This is a genomic window from Pedobacter xixiisoli (assembly GCF_900215335.1).
Taxonomy (GTDB): domain Bacteria; phylum Bacteroidota; class Bacteroidia; order Sphingobacteriales; family Sphingobacteriaceae; genus Pedobacter; species Pedobacter xixiisoli.
The window spans coordinates 824,438-846,065 of the sequence record NZ_OCMT01000001.1 but is presented as its reverse complement, the minus strand read 5'-3'; the positions used below and the strand labels follow the sequence as shown (position 1 = coordinate 846,065).

Annotated in this window: 15 protein-coding genes; 14 read left to right on the top strand and 1 reads right to left on the bottom strand. The window is 38.1% G+C overall.

What is annotated here, in order from left to right; translation table 11 throughout:
* Nucleotides 1-352: 352 nt before the first annotated feature.
* A complete protein-coding gene (locus tag CRO54_RS03365; RefSeq protein ID WP_097128699.1) occupies nt 353-1,414 on the bottom strand; it encodes a LacI family DNA-binding transcriptional regulator in 1,062 nt (353 codons plus the stop codon).
* Between the two features lie 229 nt (nt 1,415-1,643).
* On the opposite strand from CRO54_RS03365, the gene CRO54_RS03360 reads away from it, so the two are divergent.
* From CRO54_RS03360 to CRO54_RS03300, 14 genes are all read left to right on the top strand, one after another.
* Complete coding sequence (locus tag CRO54_RS03360) at nt 1,644-2,498, top strand: DMT family transporter (RefSeq protein ID WP_097128696.1); 855 nt, start codon at nt 1,644-1,646, stop codon at nt 2,496-2,498.
* A 205-nt stretch (nt 2,499-2,703) separates the two neighbouring features.
* A complete protein-coding gene (locus tag CRO54_RS03355) occupies nt 2,704-3,348 on the top strand; it encodes an SDR family NAD(P)-dependent oxidoreductase (protein ID WP_097128693.1) in 645 nt (214 codons plus the stop codon).
* 85 nt (nt 3,349-3,433) lie between these two features.
* Nucleotides 3,434-3,835 carry a luciferase domain-containing protein gene (locus tag CRO54_RS03350; RefSeq protein WP_097128691.1) on the top strand — a complete coding sequence of 134 codons (402 nt, stop codon included), beginning with the start codon at nt 3,434-3,436 and terminating at the stop codon, nt 3,833-3,835.
* A 1-nt stretch (nt 3,836) separates the two neighbouring features.
* Entirely contained in the window at nt 3,837-4,739 is a 903-nt protein-coding gene (locus tag CRO54_RS03345) for a helix-turn-helix domain-containing protein (RefSeq protein ID WP_097128687.1), read from the top strand.
* A 1,102-nt stretch (nt 4,740-5,841) separates the two neighbouring features.
* Entirely contained in the window at nt 5,842-6,429 is a 588-nt protein-coding gene (locus CRO54_RS03340) for an RNA polymerase sigma factor (RefSeq protein WP_097128684.1), read from the top strand.
* Between the two features lie 343 nt (nt 6,430-6,772).
* Nucleotides 6,773-7,840 (top strand): FecR family protein, encoded by a 1,068-nt coding sequence (locus tag CRO54_RS03335; protein WP_097128681.1) that lies wholly within the window; start codon nt 6,773-6,775, stop codon nt 7,838-7,840.
* Between the two features lie 226 nt (nt 7,841-8,066).
* Entirely contained in the window at nt 8,067-11,438 is a 3,372-nt protein-coding gene (locus CRO54_RS03330) for a TonB-dependent receptor (RefSeq protein ID WP_179747329.1), read from the top strand.
* Nucleotides 11,439-11,470: 32 nt separating this feature from the next.
* On the top strand, nt 11,471-13,303 hold the full coding sequence (locus CRO54_RS03325) for a RagB/SusD family nutrient uptake outer membrane protein (RefSeq protein ID WP_171047812.1): 1,833 nt from the start codon (nt 11,471-11,473) through the stop codon (nt 13,301-13,303).
* A gap of 593 nt (nt 13,304-13,896) precedes the next feature.
* Entirely contained in the window at nt 13,897-14,142 is a 246-nt protein-coding gene (locus tag CRO54_RS21425; RefSeq protein ID WP_240775003.1) for an MBL fold metallo-hydrolase, read from the top strand.
* Entirely contained in the window at nt 14,142-14,363 is a 222-nt protein-coding gene (locus CRO54_RS21420; RefSeq protein ID WP_240775002.1) for an MBL fold metallo-hydrolase, read from the top strand. Before CRO54_RS21425 ends, CRO54_RS21420 begins: the two co-directional genes overlap by 1 nt.
* A gap of 521 nt (nt 14,364-14,884) precedes the next feature.
* Entirely contained in the window at nt 14,885-16,048 is a 1,164-nt protein-coding gene (locus CRO54_RS03315; RefSeq protein ID WP_097128672.1) for a glycosyltransferase family 4 protein, read from the top strand.
* A gap of 70 nt (nt 16,049-16,118) precedes the next feature.
* The gene (locus CRO54_RS03310) at nt 16,119-16,307 is read left to right on the top strand and encodes a hypothetical protein (protein WP_097128670.1); all 189 of its coding nucleotides are present in this window, start codon (nt 16,119-16,121) and stop codon (nt 16,305-16,307) included.
* A gap of 98 nt (nt 16,308-16,405) precedes the next feature.
* Nucleotides 16,406-19,423, top strand: a complete 3,018-nt coding sequence (lanM, locus tag CRO54_RS03305; protein WP_171047811.1) for a type 2 lanthipeptide synthetase LanM — start codon at nt 16,406-16,408, stop codon at nt 19,421-19,423.
* A gap of 3 nt (nt 19,424-19,426) precedes the next feature.
* On the top strand, nt 19,427-21,625 hold the full coding sequence (locus CRO54_RS03300; RefSeq protein WP_097128666.1) for a peptidase domain-containing ABC transporter: 2,199 nt from the start codon (nt 19,427-19,429) through the stop codon (nt 21,623-21,625).
* The last annotated feature ends 3 nt before the right edge of the window (nt 21,626-21,628 follow it).

Genomic DNA, 21,628 nt, shown 5'->3' with positions numbered 1-21,628 from the left:
AAATCCCCTTCTCTTTGTGTAGGATTAGTTCATTTTTTAGAAATTCTAGGAATCTAATGCGGAAAAGGCCAGCCAATTTTTCTAAAGTGGATTTTTGATGAAAATTTAAAAAAGATGAAAACTGCTTTGTTGATACATTGACAGTTTTTAAAAACCCGTGATGCTTTAACATGATACAATAGTTAATATTTATATATTTTATGTAATTAGGCTACGCCTTTATACATACAAAACATATAGTAAAGTTATATTTGGTTAACGGTAACGTACACGAAATTATAAATAATTATTTTACATGCAAATTTTTAAGGAAAAAAATTCTTATTTAACATTTTCACTAGGCAAAACAAGCCTAGTTGCTGTAATATTGATAATTTTCTTTGGTGATGATATCAATTGGCATGAACTGCTCTTTTTCTATGGTTGAGTGCAGTACCAAATGATTATAAAGGCTCATTAAACCTCTGTAGCCCTGCTCTTGCGGCTTTTGACAAATTAGGAAATCGATGGTTTTATTTTTTAAATGGTTGATATTTTCTTCCAGAAAATCGTAACCAATTAATTTAACATCCTTGATATTATTCTCTTCGAAATATTTTGCGACTGTAGAAACTCTAGAGTTTGTTACAAACACTACATCGTAGTTATCCTTTGCTAGCTGCTCCGTTAATTTTTGCTGTATATGTGCGTATCCAGTTTGTTGAATATCAATTTTCGTCAATTCATTAGTACTACCACTTTCCTCAAAATAGTTTCTAAAGCCTTCTTCTTTACGCAGCAAGTGATGGTGTAAGTCTATTTCCCTGGAGATATTTACAATCAATGTTTTTTTATTAGCTGGCGAAATATAATTAACGATATGAGCAGACAAATAACCGCTCTGGTATAGATTTGGCCCAATGTAACACAAGTTATCATGACCAGGAATATCCGAGTTGATAAACACCAAAGGGATTTTTTTTACATTACATTGCTCAATAAAAGCAATACTTTCGTCCTCAAACATTGGGGCCATTAATACGCCATCAAATTCTTCGGCGTTTATTTTACTGGTACTTTCTTTAAATGTGGTCTTGTTATTTTGATCGAAAAAGAAAGGAATTACTTCAATACCAAAATCCTTGATTTCTGCCGCCGCTTGTAAGATCCCAGTTAAAGGAGCTTCCCAATATTTGGTTTCTTCTGATACTTTAGGAATTAATGTAGCAAAACGAAGCTTTTTCTTAGAAGCCAACCTTCTAGCAAAGATATTGGGCTGATAATTCAATTCTTCGATGATCTTCAGGATTTTAGCTTTTGTTTTCTCCGAAACTCCTACCCGATTATTCAGTACGCGATCTACAGTGCCGATAGAGACCTTCGCCAACTGGGCAATTTTCTTTACGCCGACAGTTCCTGAATGCTTATTTTCCATTTTAACAAAAGTAATAAACTTTCAGACTTATAAAGACCGACTTGCCGTAAACTAAATGTAATTTGTTGTACTCTTGATTGCTTAATTTTTATCTTTGAATAAAGAGATAAGAAATCGATATACCTATGATAGTCTCAAGAGAGTATTGAATTAACCCTAGCGGCTAATCTTTTGGGGATGTGCCCAGACATTAATTAACACCCTTATTTTCAATTTATCTGAGTGAATAATGACTTCATATGTACTATTTTTAGTTCTAAGTGCCGCAGTCTTACATGCAGTTTGGAACTTTATTTCCAAAAAAGCAAATGGAAAGGTACCTTTCATATGGCTCATGTATATTGCCAGCACCGTCATTTATTCTCCTATACTCATCTACCAATCGAGTGATTTACGTTTCACAGAGCCTTTGGTATGGTTTTCCGTCAGCAGCGCCATTCTCCACATCGCCTATTTCCTGACCCTACAAACCGGCTATCGCAAAGCCGACCTCTCAGTGGTATACCCCACTGCACGAGGTTCTGGCCCTTTACTCTCCTCCATCGGCGCAATTTTTATCCTGAAGGAAGCTTTCAGCTATCATATCGGCCTCGGATTATTCCTCATCCTTGCCGGTGTATTGGTCATTACCGGTTTCCAATTCTCCAATGACGACAATAAGCTAAAAGCTGGTATCTTATGGGGAACGCTTACCGGCCTGCTCATCGCACTTTATACGCTTAACGATGCCATTGCGATCAAAAGTTACCACCTTTCACCGATGCAACTTACCTTTTCTTCAAATGCAATCAGCATTCTATTACTCTTACCTTTCGTTATAGGCAAAGCTAGCAACATTAAAAGGGACCTCAGGGAACATAAATGGAGTATCCTCGGAATTGCACTGCTCAGTCCAGCTGCCTATATCCTAGTGTTGCAAGCGCTCGAACTTGCTCCGCTTTCTGTCATTGCTCCAGCAAGAGAGACCAGCATCCTGATCGGGGTGTTCATGGGATCAAGCGCCCTAAACGAAAGGGATGGCAAGAAAAGGATTGTGGCGAGTATTCTCATTCTTGCGGGAATAGTCAGTTTGAGCCTAAATTAATTACCTAAACCTAAGCTACTACCCATTCTCGACGATTTTGCATAACTACCATCGAGGGAAAATTAAAGTATTGCTATCGAGAAAGTAAGCGCAGCTACTTTAAATGGTTGGGGTCAACATCATTTTGGCTACAAAAATAGTGGATATGGTAACATCTGCACTAATTTAACGCTGCATCTTTGTAACATAATTCAAATAATTAGCAATGAAAAAGAATATCATCATCATCGGAGCGGGCCCCAATCTGAGTTGGGGAGTTGCGGAAAAGTTTGCGGCACATAATTTTAATATAGGACTCATCAGTCGAAGTGAGGTAAAACTAAAATCACAGGTTGAAAACCTAAAAAGTATGGGAATACAGGCAATGTATGCCAGAGCCGATGCTTACCATACAGGGGAATTAGAGATGGCGATATCTAAACTAGCATCTGAACTTGGGAGTGTGGACGTTTTGTTTTACAATGCAGCGGCAATGAAATATAAAAATATCATTGAGGAAGAAACAGAAGATTTGGTCAATGATTTCAAGATTACAGTTGCGAACGCCTTTCATGCAGTAAAGACGGTTTACCAGCAGTTGAAAGAAGCTAACGGTGCGGTTCTCATCACGGGTGGAGGCTTGGCCATCCATCCCAATCCAAAGGTTGGTTCTTTGTCGCTCGGTAAGGCCGCGTTAAGAAATCTCAGTTTCCAGTTGCACGATGTGCTCAGAAGTGAAGAAATCTATGTAGGTACCCTGACCGTCAATAATGCTATCCAGCCGGATAGCGATACCCACTCACCAAGGATTTTGGCGAATAAGTTCTGGAACATGTATCTGGAAAGGGCGGTAAAAGAAATTCAATATTAATAGACAAGTAGTTACTTGGCATAGCATTAGCATCCTTCCAGAATACCTATTTAGTAACGTACTAAAGATAATAATTAGCTGAGTAATGGATAAATATCAAATCATAACCCAATTGGAAAGTATTGTTTTGCAATGGGATGATACAAATGTAAGAACGGGCGATTTTGATGCAAAAACATTTTTATTCCTTGGCGAGGAATTTGGACATATACACCAGAACGGGGATCTCGACATTGCCTTCACCGAGCAGGTAAAGGCAGAATTGTTGAAAAAAGATTTGGTACAAAAGCACAGATATGTTCCAAACACGAGCATCACATACCACCTATCCAGCGAACGGCAGCTATCATTCGCAGTCCACTTGCTACGTTTTTCCTATCTTGTCCATATGGTTAAGATGGAATATGAGCGTACGGGAGTACGAAATATCTCGGAAGAGGAGCTTGCTGCCCTTCCCGAAAGTTTGTCATCGATTTATTGGAAATAATATGAGGACAGACGACAGAATTAAAACGATTGGTGAATATCATCGTTTACGAGGCTTCCCAGAACCTCAGCATCCTTTGATAAGCGTAGTAGATCTGCAGAATGTCCCCGCGGGCCAGACTATCCAGAGCACCGTTATTAATTTTTATTCTATTTGTATCAAACGAAGTTTGAATATCAGTCTCAGATACGGGCAGCAGGAATATGATTTTGATAAAGGAACTATGTTCTTTATGGCACCCGGACAGGTATTCAGTCTCTCGGCTAAAGACAGTCCAGAAGTGGCTGGCTGGCTACTGCTGGTCCATCCGGATTTCCTTTGGAATACGTCACTTGCACAGGGGATCAAACGCTTTGATTTTTTTGGCTACTCTGTAAGCGAAGCCCTATTTCTTTCTGGGAAAGAAGAGGCTATCCTCAATGGGATCATCGGAAACATCCTTCAAGAGTGCCAAACTAACCTTGACAATTTTAGTAAACAGATCATTATCTCACATCTGGAAACCCTGCTAAATTATTCTGAGCGTTTCTACAACCGCCAGTTCCTTATCAGGGAAAAAGCCAACCATCAGATCTTGGAACGTCTCGAAAAACTGTTAAATGGTTATTTCGATCAGGATGACCTGATTACAAAAGGGCTTCCCACAGTCCAGTTTGTCGCAGATGAGCTTAGGGTTTCGAAAAGTTATTTGAGCAACATGCTGCGGATCTTCACTGGACAAAATACCCAACAACATATCCATGACAAGATTATAGCAGCAGGAAAGGAAAAGTTGTCGACAACTAATCTTTCCGTTAGTGAAATCGCCTATGGATTGGGTTTTAGCCATTCTCAGAGTTTTAGTAAACTTTTCAAGATTAAAACTTCTTTAACACCACAATCATTCAGACGATCCTTCAAATGATCAATACACGTTCCACCAGGTAAGGTTAGAATTAGTGCACGACTAATTCTCCAAGTACAGTACAACAGAAATACCTTCAGTACCTAGAAAACTTTTTTGCGGCTTATCGAGCCAATAGTGAAGGAGTTAAGGTCAAAAGATTTTTTAAAATAATCAGAAAATTATCAGATGATTCAATCTTAAAAAATTTTTATAACATTTAGCGTACAAGCTTTGAACCAAAAACTTGGGAATTAATTTAGAATTTATTATGAAAGAAACGCGAGTTGCGTGACCACATTTAAAAAATCATAATTTCTACTCACCACTATCAATTCGATATCAAACATATAACCTTCATATATCGAGACCTTTATTTGAAGAATACTGGACTATATTATCCATTCTTTCTTCTAGCCTTTATCTATAAAGTGTTTTGAAATGGCGGACTTTTGTCAGTTTACTTCAAACAGTTGTTACTCCAAACTTTTCTTGCAATTGGTCAAGTAACGAATAGTTCTTTTGCCGCAGTTACCACGGCCAATTATGCATATAGTTGTATTGATGATTCTCTGATCTATTTCAATCTCCAAGATCTGTCACGAAAGCTCTTCAAATTCCTTATCGTTAAGCAAATCAAGTCTATAATACATCATCAAGGCATCGATTAGTTGTGTAGTATACATATATTTTAACTCCGTCAAAAGTCTAATCTCAGCTAATCGATGAGATGTAAGGGTTGAAAAAAGGTCACAATCAATGCGATGAATTTCACAAACTAAAACACAAAACAATAACAACGACCAGTAACCCTAGAACGAGGCGGCAGATGGCTGATACCTTTACTTTATAAAGTTTATAATTGCTAATAAATTGGTCCTATTGGTAAATTTTGTACAGAAATGGTTTAATTATGTACAAAGGTTCAACAGTTTAGTAGACATATCTTTATCTTACCTTGAGATTAAGTCTAACCAACATAACCCAATTATGAAAAAAGTAATAAAATCATTTACTGATTATAAAACAGCAGTAATGATGTTTATCCCACCTGTAAAGAGTTCTCATTTTACTGAATCCCTGACATCAAACTTATTTAAACTAAACAGGTAAAATCTTGCAAATGGAAACCAGCAGGACTACCAGCAAGGAAATGGAGCTATGGAACCTTTTTAGAAATGGTGACAAAACGGCCTATGCTTATTTTATCCATACCTACTCCAACTCATTATTCAATTATGGTTACAGGATATACACTGATCACGATTTTGTAAAAGACTGCGTACAAGAGGTCTTCATAGAACTTTGGAATAGGCGTAATTCCATTAATGGAACCAATTCTATAAAATGGTATCTTTTCAAGTCTGTGAGGTTACGTATTTTTAGAGAAGCACCTAAATGGAATAAAAACCTGCCCCTAGAGGAAGACTATCAGTTCGCTGTTGAGTTTAATATCGAACATCAATTAATCGTCGATTTAGAAACCCAAGAACTTTCTTCAAGAATTAAAAGTGTTTTAAATCGGCTTCCTGGTAGACAGCGTGAAATTATGTACCTAAGGTTCTATGAAAATTTAAACTTCGATGAAATTTCAACTATTATGCAGATCAGTAAGCAATCTGTCCATAACCTGCTTCAAAAAGCATATCATAATTTCCGTAAAGATTGGAGTTATTTACTGGCCATTTACTTTCTACCTATTCAGCAATAGCAAATCAATTTCTTTAAAAAAAGATGTAAAAAAGGCCGATGTATTCGCGTACAACGGCCTTTATTTTACCTTCAACGATTCGCGTCATTGATTGGCGAGTTAACACTGAATATTAACCTACTCAAAGCTATGAAATAATAGCTAGCTAATGAAATCCGGAAAACGTATTCCCTATCTTAAAAAAATGAAGAATAACCATTCAGTTAAAACAGTATTAAACCAAAATAAAAAAAATATTTTAACTGAAAATCAATCAGTTAAACATAATTTAAAAAATAAAACTAAAGAAATAGGGTAATATCAGCATAGCAATTGCTTATCTACTTAAACCAAAGTAAATCAAATGAACGACTACACTAATTACGAAGTCAATGATTTCATCTATGACGATTTTTTCATTACTTGGGTACGTGAACGAACACCTGAAAGTATTGATTTTTGGGATAAATGGCTTTTAGAACATCCAGAACAGCAAAAAAACATTGCTATTGCTTTCAACATTGTTTCTGGTATCACTGTCAATCTACCTAAAACCAAGCTATCTAATGAGGAAATTGCTTCAATGTCAGCAGAAATAGCACTAAGAACAAGCGAGCTACAAAATAAACCAAGGCTTAAGATTTATAAGCAATCATGGACAAAAGTAGCAGCTATATTACTTTTATTCATTTCAGCTGGTTTGTGGGTATATATCGTTAAAAATGAAACCACAACAGGTATCTACCAGCAGATATCGATCGAAAAAAATCTAAATCAAGCCGAAAATAATTCTAATAAACCAAAAATAGTACGCTTAAGTGATGGTAGCCTTGCCATACTCCAGCCTGGCTCTACGTTAACCTTTCCAAATGTTTTTAACGATAAGCAAAGAGTCGTACAACTAAGCGGAGAAGCATTTTTTGAAATAGCGCACAATAAGAGCAAGCCGTTTTTAGTTCAAACCAAAGAGATTACCACTAAAGTTCTTGGCACCAGCTTTTCTGTAGAGGCTTTTGACGATGATGAGTATGCAAAAGTGTCTGTAACCACAGGCAGAGTAAGTGTATCCATGAATAAAGATATCAATCAACAAAAGTCAGTGTTTCTACTTCCTAACGAAGAACTCACCTTTCAGCAACATAATACGTCATTTAAAAAGAAACAGCTTCATTCGCCACTTCCTTTAAGTACTCCCGTCATCGAAAAAACCTTCTCATTCCACAATGCCCCATTAGCTGAAATTATCGAAAAACTGGAAATGGCCTACGGTGTGGAAATCCAATACGACAAGCACATGTACGGAAATATGAAGATAACCGCATCGCTCTCAGATAGACCATTAGATGAGAAAGTTAAGTTAATCTGTAAGGCTATCAATGCTGATTGTAGCTTTCCAGACGGCATGATCATCATCGAAAAAGAACATCAATAAATCCAAACAAACCAAATTAAACTTATGAACACCAGAGATTCCTAATTTCCAAGAAATGGGAAATCCATATTCGCGTATGGATGATCCATTTATTGCCTTTCCTATTAAACGATTCGCATCTTTTATCGCTTAGCCAAGGGCTGAGCTAAGGCTTCTATTGCCAAATTAACACTGAATATTAACCTAAAAACTAAGTATGAAATATAAACCTCTACTCGTAAAAATCATGAAAATAAGTTTTTTACAGTTAATCATTGCCCTTTGTCTATTAGGGACAACCTTTGCCAAAGAAAGTAGTGCACAGCCTATCATGGATAGAAAGGTAAGTCTCAACGAAACTGGGGTTGAGCTAAAGACTATACTCGATAAGCTGGAACAGAAATACCAACTCAATTTTGTTTACAGTGCCGATTTAATTGACATTGGCAACAAGATCAATGCAAAATACCAACAAAAAATGCTTTCAGACGTATTGAAAGGTTTGTTAAGTGGTACGAAACTAAGCTATGAAGTTTCGGGTGATGTCATTGTTATTCGAAATCTTAGTAGAAATGTTAAAGCTAATCTGCCTGCTAACCAAAGCGAACGCATTCAAGACATGCAGGTAACGGGAAAAATTACTGACGAAAAAGGAGATCCTTTACCAGGCGTAGGTGTTATTGTAAAAGGTGCAGACCGAAGCACCGTTTCTGATGTATCTGGAAATTATAAGATCGATGTTAATACAGGCAGAGAAACATTGATATTCAAATACATAGGTTACAAAACGCAAGAAATCGCAATTGATACACGTAGAAACCTTAACGTAATTTTAGAACCGGATGTTAGCAGTTTAGATGAAGTTGCAGTTGTAGCCTTCGGAACACAAAAGAAAGAAAGTTTGGTAGCGTCTATTTCTACGGTAAACGTAAGAGACGTTAAACAAGCTGCACCAAGGTCGCTCACCAACGCTTTGGCGGGCAAGGTATCTGGTCTAATCTCTGTACAAAGAGGTGGCGAACCTGGATATGACGATGCTCAGTTTTGGATCAGAGGTATCAGCACTTTTGGTGCCGGTGCCAGTCCATTGGTATTAATTGACGGAGTAGAACGACCGTTGGGCAACATCGAGCCTGAAGAGATTGAAACCTTTTCGGTACTGAAAGATGCAGCTGCAACTTCGGTGTATGGGGTACGTGGTGCCAATGGAGTTATTTTAGTAACTACACGACGAGGAGCAGTGCAAAAAGCAAACATCAGTTTTAAGTTGGAAAATGGCACCAACAAGCCTACCCAGCTACCATCATATGTAGACGGTGCAACTTGGCTAACCCTGTATAACGAGGCGCAGCTAGCCACAAACCCTAGTTTTGCATCACCTTACACGCCTGCTATCATTGAAAAGTACAGATCCGGTGAAGATCCTTACCTGTATCCGAATGTGAACTGGATGGAGATGATGTTGAAAGATCGAGCTGCAAATCAACGAGCTAACTTGAACATTACTGGTGGTAGCGATATGGCTAAATATTTTGTCTCGGCAGGATATTACCAAGAGGATGGCATTTGGAGGGGTGATAATTTGAATGCCTACAATACCAATGCAAAACTAAAACGTTACAACTTCCGTGCAAATGTGGATCTGAACCTAACAAAATATACGGAATTGAGTTTGGGTCTTGGTGGCATCTTAATAACCTCTAACTATCCTGGAACTGCTAGCGGAACAATTTGGAATACTATCCAACAAAATACACCAATAGGCTACTCTCCTACTTATCCTGATCCCGCCGATCCATCTAAATCAGTTTATGGCGGTATCAGCAGTTTGATTAATCCGTATGGACAGTTAACCGGAACTGGATTTAGAACAGAATGGAGAAACAACATTCAGTCTGACCTTACCCTAAAACACGATTTCTCTAAACTCGTAAAAGGCTTAAATGCACAAGCCAAATTCGCATTCGATGGTTATAATTATCATAATATCAACCAAACGAGGAATTATCTGGTAAACAACGATCAGGTGGATAAATATTTTCCAACTGGAAGAGATGCGCAGGGAAACTTGATCTTAACTAGACTAGTAACAGGTAAAGCAGATTTAAATTTTTCAAAGGCTTCAGGAGGTAACCGTCGTATCTATATACAAGCCAATATCGATTACAACCGTACTTTTGGAAAACATAACGTAAAAGGTCTTTTACTTTATAACCAGCAAGACTATCAAGATGCTGACGCCACTAATGCCATTAGTTCTCTTCCTTTCAGATTGCAAGGTTTAGTCTCTAGGTTGTCTTACGGTTACAACAACAGATATTTTCTAGAGCTGAGCGCAGGCTATAACGGATCAGAAAATTTTCAAGAAGGCAATCGCTTTGGCTTCTTCCCCGCAGCGGCCTTAGGTTGGATTGTATCAGAAGAACCGTTTTTTAAGAATAATATCAAAGCCATCCAATACTTAAAGTTTAGAGGTTCTTACGGGATTAAAGGTAACGACCAAATTGGAGGCCGAAGATTTGCTTATCTCACAACAGTAGGTGGTGGTAATGGAGGTTACACCTTTGGTATAGATGCCAATACCGCAGTTGGCGGACGTGGAGAAGACCAATGGGGAGCCAACCTAACGTGGGAACGTGAAAGAGAGACTAATCTCGGCCTAGAGATGCGGTTCCTGAAAGGCTTTAATTTACAGGCCGATGTATTCAAACGTCATCGCGAAGGCATATTTCTTCAACGTGCCGCCCTACCAGCCATTTTAGGTCTGCAAAATAATCCATTCGGAAATTTGGGCGAGTTTGAAAACAAAGGTTTTGAAGCTACGTTAGAATACCGTGCACAACTGGGCCAAGTCGATGTTTCGTTTAGAGGCAACTATACCTTTGCTCGCAATAAATTGATCAATACCGATCAACCCGATTATATGTACACCTATCAAAACCGTGTGGGCAAGCGATACAATCAACCATTTGGTTTAGTGGCCTTAGGTTTATTTAAAGATCAGGATGAGATTGCCAATTCTCCTAAACAGCAGTTCGGTACCGTCAGACCAGGAGATATCAAATATCAGGATTACAACAATGACGGGGTGGTGAACTCATTTGATGCGATTGCTATCGGCAATCCGTCGGTGCCTGAGTCTATTTATGGCTTTGGCACTACCTTAGCCTACAAGGGTTTCGATGTATCTGTATTCTTTCAGGGCAATGGCGGTGCGAGCTTCAATCTAGGTGGTACCGGATGGTTTCCTTTTCAAGCTGGCGGTCTAAATGGCAACGTGAACATCAATGCAATAGATAGATGGACACCAGAAAACCCAAGACAGGATGTACTGTTCCCGAGGTTATCTTTTGGCGATAACACCAACAACTATCAGTCTTCTACCTGGTGGCAAAGAGATGGCAGTTATATCCGTTTAAAAACGGCAGAGCTGGGCTATACCATTCCAAAATCGCTTACAAAAAAACTCAAAATAAACACACTTCGCTTATATATTAACGGTCTCAATTTACATACATGGAGCAAGTTTGATTTTTGGGACCCGGAGTTGGGAAGTGCGAATGGCGCTGCCTATCCCATCCAAAAGACTTTCAATTTTGGTCTAAACCTTAATCTATAATGTGTTCAATTAATAAAATTGGAAAACAAACGATGAAAAAGATGAAAAGAAATGCAATACGTATAATCGCGTTTATCGCTGTCATGAGTTTAATCTCCTGCAAAAAATTCTTAGATAAACAACCTAATGACATGCTCAATATTGATCAGGTATTTTTATTAAGAGCAGAAACAGACAGGTATCTAGCGAACGTTTATAGTTATATCCCAGATCCGTTAGTGTCTAATGGAGTAAACTATACACCTATTTCAGACGAAGCAGACTGGGTATTCAATTGGCCTCATCAACAGCTCAATACCGGTAACTGGTCGCCAGTAAATACGCCCTACGATATTTGGTCGAAATATTATAAAGGAATAAGAGCAGCTAGCACCTATATTCACCGTGTGGAAGAGTGTACGGAATGTGAGCAATCTACCAGCGGCGGTTACACAGGCTTTCGCGAGCAAACAAGGGAGCAGGCCAGGGTATTGCGTGCCTTTTACTACTTTTTGTTGTTGAGACAATATGGCCCTGTACCTCTATTGCCAGACCAACCTTTGCCTATCGATGCACCGCTGTCTGAAATCCAGTTACCAAGAAACTCTTATGATGAATGTGTGGATTTCATTGTTTCAGAACTTGATAAGGCCATGCAAATCTTGGTTGAAAACCCAGTGAGTGCTGCAGAATACGGAAGAACAACCGCACAAATGGCCAGAGCCTTAAAAGCTAGGGTTCTATTGTATGCCGCTAGTCCACAGTGGAACGGCAATACCGAATATGCCGACTTAAAAAACAAGGACGGCAAAGCTTTAGTAAGCCAAACTTACAACCAAGACAAATGGCGTAGAGCGGCAGACGCAGCGAAAGCCTTGATTGACAAACTGCCCAATGGCCTCTATAAAAAAAATGCGTCCAATGGACAGTTTGACCCTTATCTATCCTATCAATATGTTTTCTTAGATCGCTGGAACAGTGAAGTGATTTGGGCAAGGCCCAATACCGGTGACAATATACGTTGGGAACGTTGCGCCTCGCCTAGACAATTGGGTGGCTACATTGGCTTGGCACCTAGCCAACAATTGGTGGACGAGTATGAAATGGCCAATGGTTTAAGCCCATTTGCGGATGGAAGTACCACCGCAAATCCCGTCATCAATCCGGCATCGGGGTATTCTGAAAACGGTTTTTCAACCACTGCCACTACCTACACCAAAGCAGGCATACACAACATGTATGTAGGTCGCGAACCTCGTTTCTATGTTTCTATTGGCTATAATGGCATGGACTGGATATTTAAGGGTACAGACGGAAAAACCATTACCCGTGTAGAGTTGTACGCTACAGGCAGAGACGGATACAACGGCTCCAATGACCATTCCAATACCGGTTACACCACCGTGAAAATGGTACATCCTGAAAGTAATGTAAGGAATAGCGTACACGTGCTTAAATCCTGGATTTTCTTCCGTTTAGCCGAAACCTACCTCAATTATGCAGAAGCTTTAAATGAATATGACCCAGGGAATGCAGATATTGCCAAATACATCAATTTGATAAGGGAACGAGCTGGATTACCTGTTCTGCCTGCGGGTCTCAACCAAGAGCAGATGCGTCAAAAGATCAGACACGAACGCAGAATAGAGTTGGCTTTTGAAGAGCACCGACTTTGGGACGTAAAACGTTGGAAAATAGCGGAACAAACCGACTCAGCACCAATTTACGGCATGAATGTAACCGCTGGCACTAGCTTTACCGATCTAAACTTTTACAAGAGAACGCAATCAGAAACTAGGGCTTTTCAGAAGAAACACATGCTATGGCCTATACCGCAATCTGAGATTGACAGGAACAATAAACTGGTACAAAATCCAGAATGGTAGTGATAAAGCCCGACATTATCTATGTCGGGCTTCATTTTCTTCAACTAAATTACTTTCCATATCCTTTGAAGAAAAAAACTTTATTTTTACGTACAACCCTTTTCATACCATATATAATCGGAATGATTATGGCGTTTCAATGTTTGCATTGCTAGACCTATACCCATGTGACAGCAGCCAAGAGCAAATACTATCATCCCTGCTTGTTAAAATCCTGTAATTATCACTATATCATAAACCAGCTTCTGCCGCCCCTCTGCACCGTAATACTATTCACTCTATTTCGTTGCAAATTTGTAAATAGGTCATAGTACATTTCTCCCGTAAGCCATTCTTGCATTTTTCCGACTTAGACTTCGAACGTCAGCAAGCCATAAAGCCAAATCTAGACTTCCAATTATCTTGTCTCGAGAATTTATCACAAAACCAATCTTATTTAAATCGAAATACGTTGTTTAAACATCTACAGCTTCCTTTGACAGAAACGAAGTAAAGATTGCCTCGCCCATCCATTCTCGGGCCGTAGCAAACCATTACGGGAAAAAGATTGTTAACCTGCCTACAATTATTATCAACTCCATAAAAATCAACATATGAAAATAGCATTTCACGGTGCTGCAAGAGCAGTAACGGGCAGCAAACACCTGATTAAACTAGATAGCGGAACACAGATCCTTTTGGACTGCGGCATGTTTCAGGGTATGGGCGAAATTACCGATAAGCTCAACGGCTACTTTGGCTTTAAGCCCTCAGAGGTAAGCATGATGGTACTCTCCCATGCCCACATTGATCATTGTGGTTTATTGCCGAGGTTGGTTGCAGAAGGCTTTGAGGATTAATGGATTCTGCAAAGATACACGAACAGGATGCCGAGCATGTCAACCAGAACCTGAACATCGATCAGGCGGAACAGCTGCCGCTCTACACCGAACAGGATGTGATCACAACAATGGGACAGTTCAAGATTGTAGATTACGGAGAGGTATTTGATCACAATGAAGAAGTGTCATTATTTTCACCGACGCAGGACATGTGGTTGGAAGCGCCGCCGTACACCTGACGCTTAAAAGATAATGAAATCGTTTAGATTAATAATCCACTACCGAACAAGGAGTAGCGTAAAATGAAAAATTGAAACCTTTCCAATTTCGCTATCCGTATAAAAAGACATAACGTTTATGTTTAGGGAAAGCAGAAAATGTTACGCCCCATTAAAATCGTATCCTGTTTAAGCATATTCACCATAAGATTCTTAACTCGCTCAATAAAATAACATTAAAATCTACAATACATAAAACGTGCAATTTTTTCCCATTTTTTTTTGGTTATAATCAGAATTACTAATTTAGGACAACGCATTTAAATAAAAGCTCAGAATGAAACACATGCTCTCTAATACTATTCTTGTCATGCCAAAAAAGCAGTCTGCGATAATTGATGACTACCATACAATAAATACAGTAACAAGTATCGGTCTGTTACCTAGATTATAATTCGATATACTGCTTATCAACTACAAGTTGTTTTGCATGTATGTCGCTATCGAACGCTTTAAACTCTCAACCTTTTTAACACTATTACATGAACACGGTTATTTTCCTTGAAGGAGATTTTAAATCATCACTTTACGGTATGCGCTCCTATCGTGATTACCTTATAAAAAATAGTAAAGGCGTTGATGATTTTTTTATTGTCAGATATCATTCAACTGTAACCAAAGAAGTTAACATAGTTGATCTTGGTAATTATAGTGAAATCTCATTTCCATCCCCACTCTTTTATATTAAAACCCATGTAAATGAAATGACTTATGCGACAAGGATTGTAGATATACTAACTGGGATATTAAAGACTAATAAAATCACTGTCATATCGCGTCGGGTGGATGATTATGAACTAGCAAAGTCAATAAAGACAAAAACAGATTGGCAAATCGTTTTCGCACCACAATCGTTATTACTGGACGAGCTATTTCCAGGAAATCGAAAAGAGGTTGTGGAATACCTAAATGCCAATCCCGATTTACAAAAACTAACCCACCTTGCCAGAAAGGAATATGAGCTGGTTCATATGTCAGATGAAATTCAATGTTTTACAAACGATCACATCGAATTTATTACCGAACATTATCAGAAGGATTCTTCTAAGGTGGTAGATATAAAATTTGATAAGTCGACTGAGCTTATTTCTAAACAAGTATTTCAGATGTCAGAAGTACTTAAAGGAATAAAGTCTGACGAAAATGAAAAAATCATACTTTTTGCCGGAAGGATACTCAATAGAAGCGGTATAGCAGAGCTTATCGAAGCGTTTAAGAAGTTGGTCCAAAAGCACTCAAATATAAAGTTAGTTCTGGCAGGAGGAGGCAATACGGATAAGTTCTTACCATTATGTAAGGGAATTTGGAACAAGATCATATTTACCGGCTATTTAACCAAAGAAGATCTGTGTTGCCTATACAAAATTGCAGACATCGGTATTCTTCCTTTCCAGTTTGGTTCATTCTCATTCACAGCCCTCGAAATGAATGCTTTGAATTTACCATTGATCCTTACAGACACCAGCGGATTTAAAGAGTACTATGAAAATAATCCCAATTGCCTAATAGTAAAACGAAGTAGAGATGAAAGTGGGAAAATGTCTGTAAAGTCCGAATCACTTTACTCTGCTTTGGAAATGCTTATCGAAAAGAAGAAGTTAGTTCTTGTTAAGGAAAAATACCCTACCACATCATCTATTAACTAATTGAAGACTAAAATTACAACCTGACCAAAAATCTTTAATTCACATATTTTTTAACCTTAAATTTTTTATTATGAAAAAGTTACTTAACAAAGTAAAATTGAAAAGCGAGTTCGAAGTATTGAACGAAAGCCAAATGTTGCGTTTGACCGGCGGTGGTTCTTGTAGTACTTCTTCTAGCAGCCAAGCTTGTGATTCTACAGCGGTATGCAACTGTACAATTAAATGTGTAGATGATCCGGAAGTACAGGACATCGATTAATAACATTATTGATCAATCACAGCTAACGTTTATTATTCAAAAGTTGAAGAGAGGGGATGCTACCCCTCTTTTCATGTTTATTTGAGAATCTATACAGAATGAAACAAGAAAGCATTAAATCAGAGATACTTAAGATTTCGAGAGAATTAAAACCAGAGGAAATAAATAATTTTATCAAGTCTACAGACTTATATTTTACGCTCTTTCCTTTAAATAAATACATTGCAAGAAGGATCCGCAAACTTGTTTCACAATTTGATATAGAGGATAGATTTGCCAAACCCGCGGAAATTATTTTTGACCTGAATTTCCAGCTTAACATACAGCTGAGAAATACGCTATTCCAATACTTGTTGGTACATGAGCTTCGGATCGCAAACATTGCGGGCCTGCTCGAAGGAGCGGATGATCAATCGAAACGTAAAAGTTTCAATAAACTTTCGGCGGATGAAGAATGGATTGAATATATTTTTGAAAAATACAAATACCTAGAGCACAGACTAGAAGTCAATGTTAGCAATCTACTCCAGCATCTGGAGAATATACTTTGCCGTATTGATACCGATTGGAAGGAGATACAATACTTTATTGATCAAGAAAATGAAAAAATTACCAAGATTGATCTATTTCTAGGCGATGCACACCAACATGGCCAATCAGTATCCAAAATATCTTTTAAATCACGCTCAATACTTTACAAACCCAGGAACCAAAACTTAGAGGAATGTCTAATTTCTCTTTTGGATTTCATTAAGCATCAAGGAGAAGATATAACAATAAAAATTCCTAATTTTATTAACAGGGACCATTATGCTTGGGTAGAGCATGTTAGCAACACAGAAGTCGCTACACTTGAAGAAATAAATGATTTCTACACTATCCATGGCCAGGCATTAGCACTTTTTTATATTCTAGGAACAGTAGATATTATTGGAGATAATGTTATTGCGGTTGGAAAACATCCAACAATTATCGATCTAGAGTGCCTCCTAAGCCGACATGCTCCAATTGACAGATCGTCTGCTTTTACAAACTATTTTGAGGAGAGCGTTACATCAACAGGAGTATTACCAACCTTAAATATTGGAGATAATTTAGAAAGAGATTATTTTGGTGGAGCCCTACATGCCAGAGGCTCAGAAAAAATAAAAACGAACGTATGGAATTCTTTAGAAGGAATGGATATAACTGTTTCAGCAAAAGAAGTTTTCCGAGTAGCGGCCGACGACGAGAAACATCTTCCGGTTTTTAAGGGCAAAAAGTATGGGATTACCGAGGAATATCTGGAATATCTATTAAAAGGTTTCTCCAAGACCATTAATTTTATCTACCTACACAAGCAGGAAATAACCGAATACATTCTTAACTCAGGACTATTCTCAAGAGTTCCGTTCAGGATACTCACCCATCCAACAGCTGTATATGACAAATTGAGTCGGAGCTTCCTCATTCCTGAAGCATTTAAATCATTAGCAAAAGAAAGGGAAGTAAAAAGTATGTTAAAAAGAACATTTAGTTTTAACACAAAAGCAATCAATTCTGCAATAGTAACGAGCATATCTGCTCAATTCAAAGAAGGAGACATCCCCTATTTTTATACTTATCACGACTCAAAGCACCTTTATACAAGTGGCAATCAAGTTGCTGTTAAAAATCATTTTATTAAATCAAAAGACAGCATCGAGGGCATTCTAGATCGTCTGAAATACTTAGATAAACAGACGATCGACTCTCAACTACGGATTATTGAAGGAACATGCAATTTCTACTTTCATATTAAATTTGGAAAATATGACATTTCGGATCAGACTCGCTACATAAATTTCCCAAAACAGGATCTTCCTAAAACTGATCTTTTGAGTGGTGTGAAAATCATTGCCGACCACTATATGTCAAAAATGTTCAAGATAGAGGAAGAGATCAATTGGTTGGGCAAAACCACCAATCAAAAAGATCAAAGGTATGAATTTACCCCACTAAGCTACGACATGTATGATGGAACCCTTGGAATATCATTCTTTCTACTCTACGCATCGAAATATATCAAAGAATCAGGATACTTTGAAGTTGCCGAAAAAATTTTCCTAAGTTCCAAAAAGGTCTTTCGAGAACAGTATCTTAATGGCTTTTTTAAACAATTAACCAGTAATGAGAAAAAAGGTCTACCAGTAAGCCCATTATACTATCCATCATCCATTTTGTACATGATGGAACACTTTTCTGCATTTGATAAAAAATATGTAGATCAAGAATTCATTGATCTATACATCCAGTTTATCAATTCTGTGTTAGAGGAAAACCAAAATTGGGATATTCTTATGGGACAAGCAGGTTTATTAGAACTCCTTATCAATCTTAATGACGACCCTAATTTTCCCAATTTCGATGAATTGATAATAAAAATAGTCAACCGCATTGTTTCAAATGGCACAAGTTTTCCAAATCAATCTGTTGCTTGGTCTTATACAAATATGGTAACCAATGAAATTGATAAATATTTCGGTGGTTATGCTCATGGTACAGCGGGTATCGCATTGGTATTAGCCAAAGCCCAAGCAGTACTTAAAAAAGAAAAAATTGAAGAATCTATTGCAGGTGCTTTAAATTATGACAGACAATTATTTGACGAGAATAAGAAACGATGGAAAGACATGAGAGAGCCCGAAAGGAATTGGGATAGTATTTCCTGGTGCCATGGCTCTACTGGCATCGCATTAAGTAGGGTTTACTTGTCAGAATATAGAGCCGACCCAATGTTAGTTGATGAAGTAAAATATGCTGTCAATAATATCTTGAATGGTAAGACAGAGTCTGATTGTTTATGCCACGGAAGAGGAAGTGATTATGAGGTATTGTCCTTATGTGCTAGCTACCTCAGGGATAAAAAACTTCAAGAAAAAGTTACCTCAAAATTACATGCTCTGAATAAAAACATTTTGTCTAATAGTTATCAAATGGTGTATGGTGATGGCAATAAGATGGAGATGTTAGGTTTATTCACAGGATTGTGCGGTATTGGATATGTCCTACTACGTCATTACGATTGGGAAAATGTGCCATCAGTAATCAGCAACGAGTCTTCAAATTTGAACTACAGGACTGCCCACCAGATTTAAGCTATGCGTTTCTTTCCACATTATACTCAACAACAGGCAATGGATTGTGGACCGACGTGTCTCAAGATGGTCGGCAAATTTTATGGCAGAACTCTCAATATTAACAAATTGAGAGAGAAAAGCTACATTACCAAGAATGGAGTTAGCATGCTAGGGATTAGTGATGCAGCAGATGCAGTGGGCTTTCATAGTGTAGGAGTTAAGATCACAATTGAACAGTTAACAAATGATGTAAAACTACCCTGCATTGTCCATTGGAAAAAAGATCACTTCGTAGTAGTCTATAAGACGAGTAAACGAAAAGGTAATCTTTGGATACATGTTGCCGATCCAGCGGTAGGAAAGATCAAGCTAAAATCGTCTGAATTTGAAAATGGATGGATAAGCACAAAGACTAATGGTCAAAAAAAAGGCCATTGCCTTATTTTAGAACCAACCGAAACTTTCTACCAAGACGAGGACGAGAAAAACAAAAGTGGTTCCTTAACTCGTTTTATATATTTTGCTAAAAAGTACAAGGCTCTATTGTTTCATCTTATCTTGGGCTTTATATTAACGAGTATCTTTTCCCTGACACTCCCAATACTAGCCCAAGCGCTAGTGGATATCGGCATTAATGGAAAAAGTGAATCACTGTTAATTATCATACTAGTTGGGCAACTTTTCCTTACGCTGGGAATAGCAAGTGTTGGCTTTATAAGAGGCTGGATTATGCTTCAGTTGACAAACAGGATAAATATTTCCTTGATAACAACCTTTCTTTCGAAATTGATGAACCTACCTTTGTCTTTTTTTGATTCAAAGCGTACTGGAGATCTGATGCAACGTATCAATGACAATGGAAGGGTGCAGACTTTTCTGACCTCAACGTTGATCAACTTCTTCTTTTCTGTAGTGAACATCTTTGCTCTAAGCGCAGTGGTGGCCTACTATAATAAAATAATATTTCTTGTTTTTGTTCTTGGCAGTATCATTTATGTCCTATGGATTAAGCTTTTCCTAAAATATCGACGCGAGCTCGACTATCGACGTTTCACCTATCAATCGAACAACCAAAGCACGCTTATACAACTCATCAATGGCATGCAGGATATAAAGCTGTTCAATTCAGAAAAACAGAAAAGATGGCAGTGGGAAAGCGTACAGGCTCTATTATTTAAAGTAAGTAATAAATCCTTAGTATTAAATCAGTACCAGAATTCCGGTGCAATCCTGATTAACGGAATGAAGAACCTGTTCATAAGCTATTTGGCTGCGAAATATGTTATGGACGGAAAAATGTCACTTGGCATGATGGTAGCTGTACAGTACATCATAGGGCAGCTTTCAGGACCAATTGATTCGCTTGTTGATTTTTTCCAAAGTCATCAAGATGCCAAGATCAGTCTTGAACGACTTAATGAGATCCAGGATCTTGAACCAGAAAACGCAAGCGACAACCTGGCAAGGATCATTCCAGATCATTCAAATATCACTATCGAGAATTTCACGTTTCATTATAATGGGCCTAGATCTCCAGCTGCATTAAGTGATATAAATCTTACCATTAACGCTAACCAAATTACTGCGATCGTTGGAAGCAGCGGCAGCGGCAAAACCACACTGCTGAAGGCATTGATGGGAATATATCCACCGCAAACTGGTGACATTAAAGTCGGCAATATTTCGTTAGATAACATCCATACCAATACTTGGAGAGATTGTATTGGGGTAGTGATGCAAGACGGGTATATTTTCTCTGAGAGCATCATCAACAACATTACGCTAGGCAACAGTAACTACGACATGCAAAAGGTAGCTTATGCAGTGGAGATGGCGAATATTGGCGATTTCATAGAAGCGTTACCATCGGGTTACAACACGGTTATTGGGAATGAAGGTAATGGATTAAGTCAGGGACAGAAACAACGCATACTTATTGCGAGGGCAATATATAAAGACCCAGACTTCATCTTTTTCGATGAAGCAACAAATGCACTTGATGCTAAAAATGAGAAAATTATTATAGAGAACCTGAACAAGTTTTTCAATGGGAAAACTGTAGTAATCGTAGCACACCGTCTCAGCACTGTAAGACACGCAGATAATATTATCGTAATGGAAAATGGTAAAGTAATGGAAATGGGGAACCATGAGACCCTAGTATCAAATAGATCATACTATTACGATCTAATAAGCAATCAATTAGAACTAGCAAAATGAAGT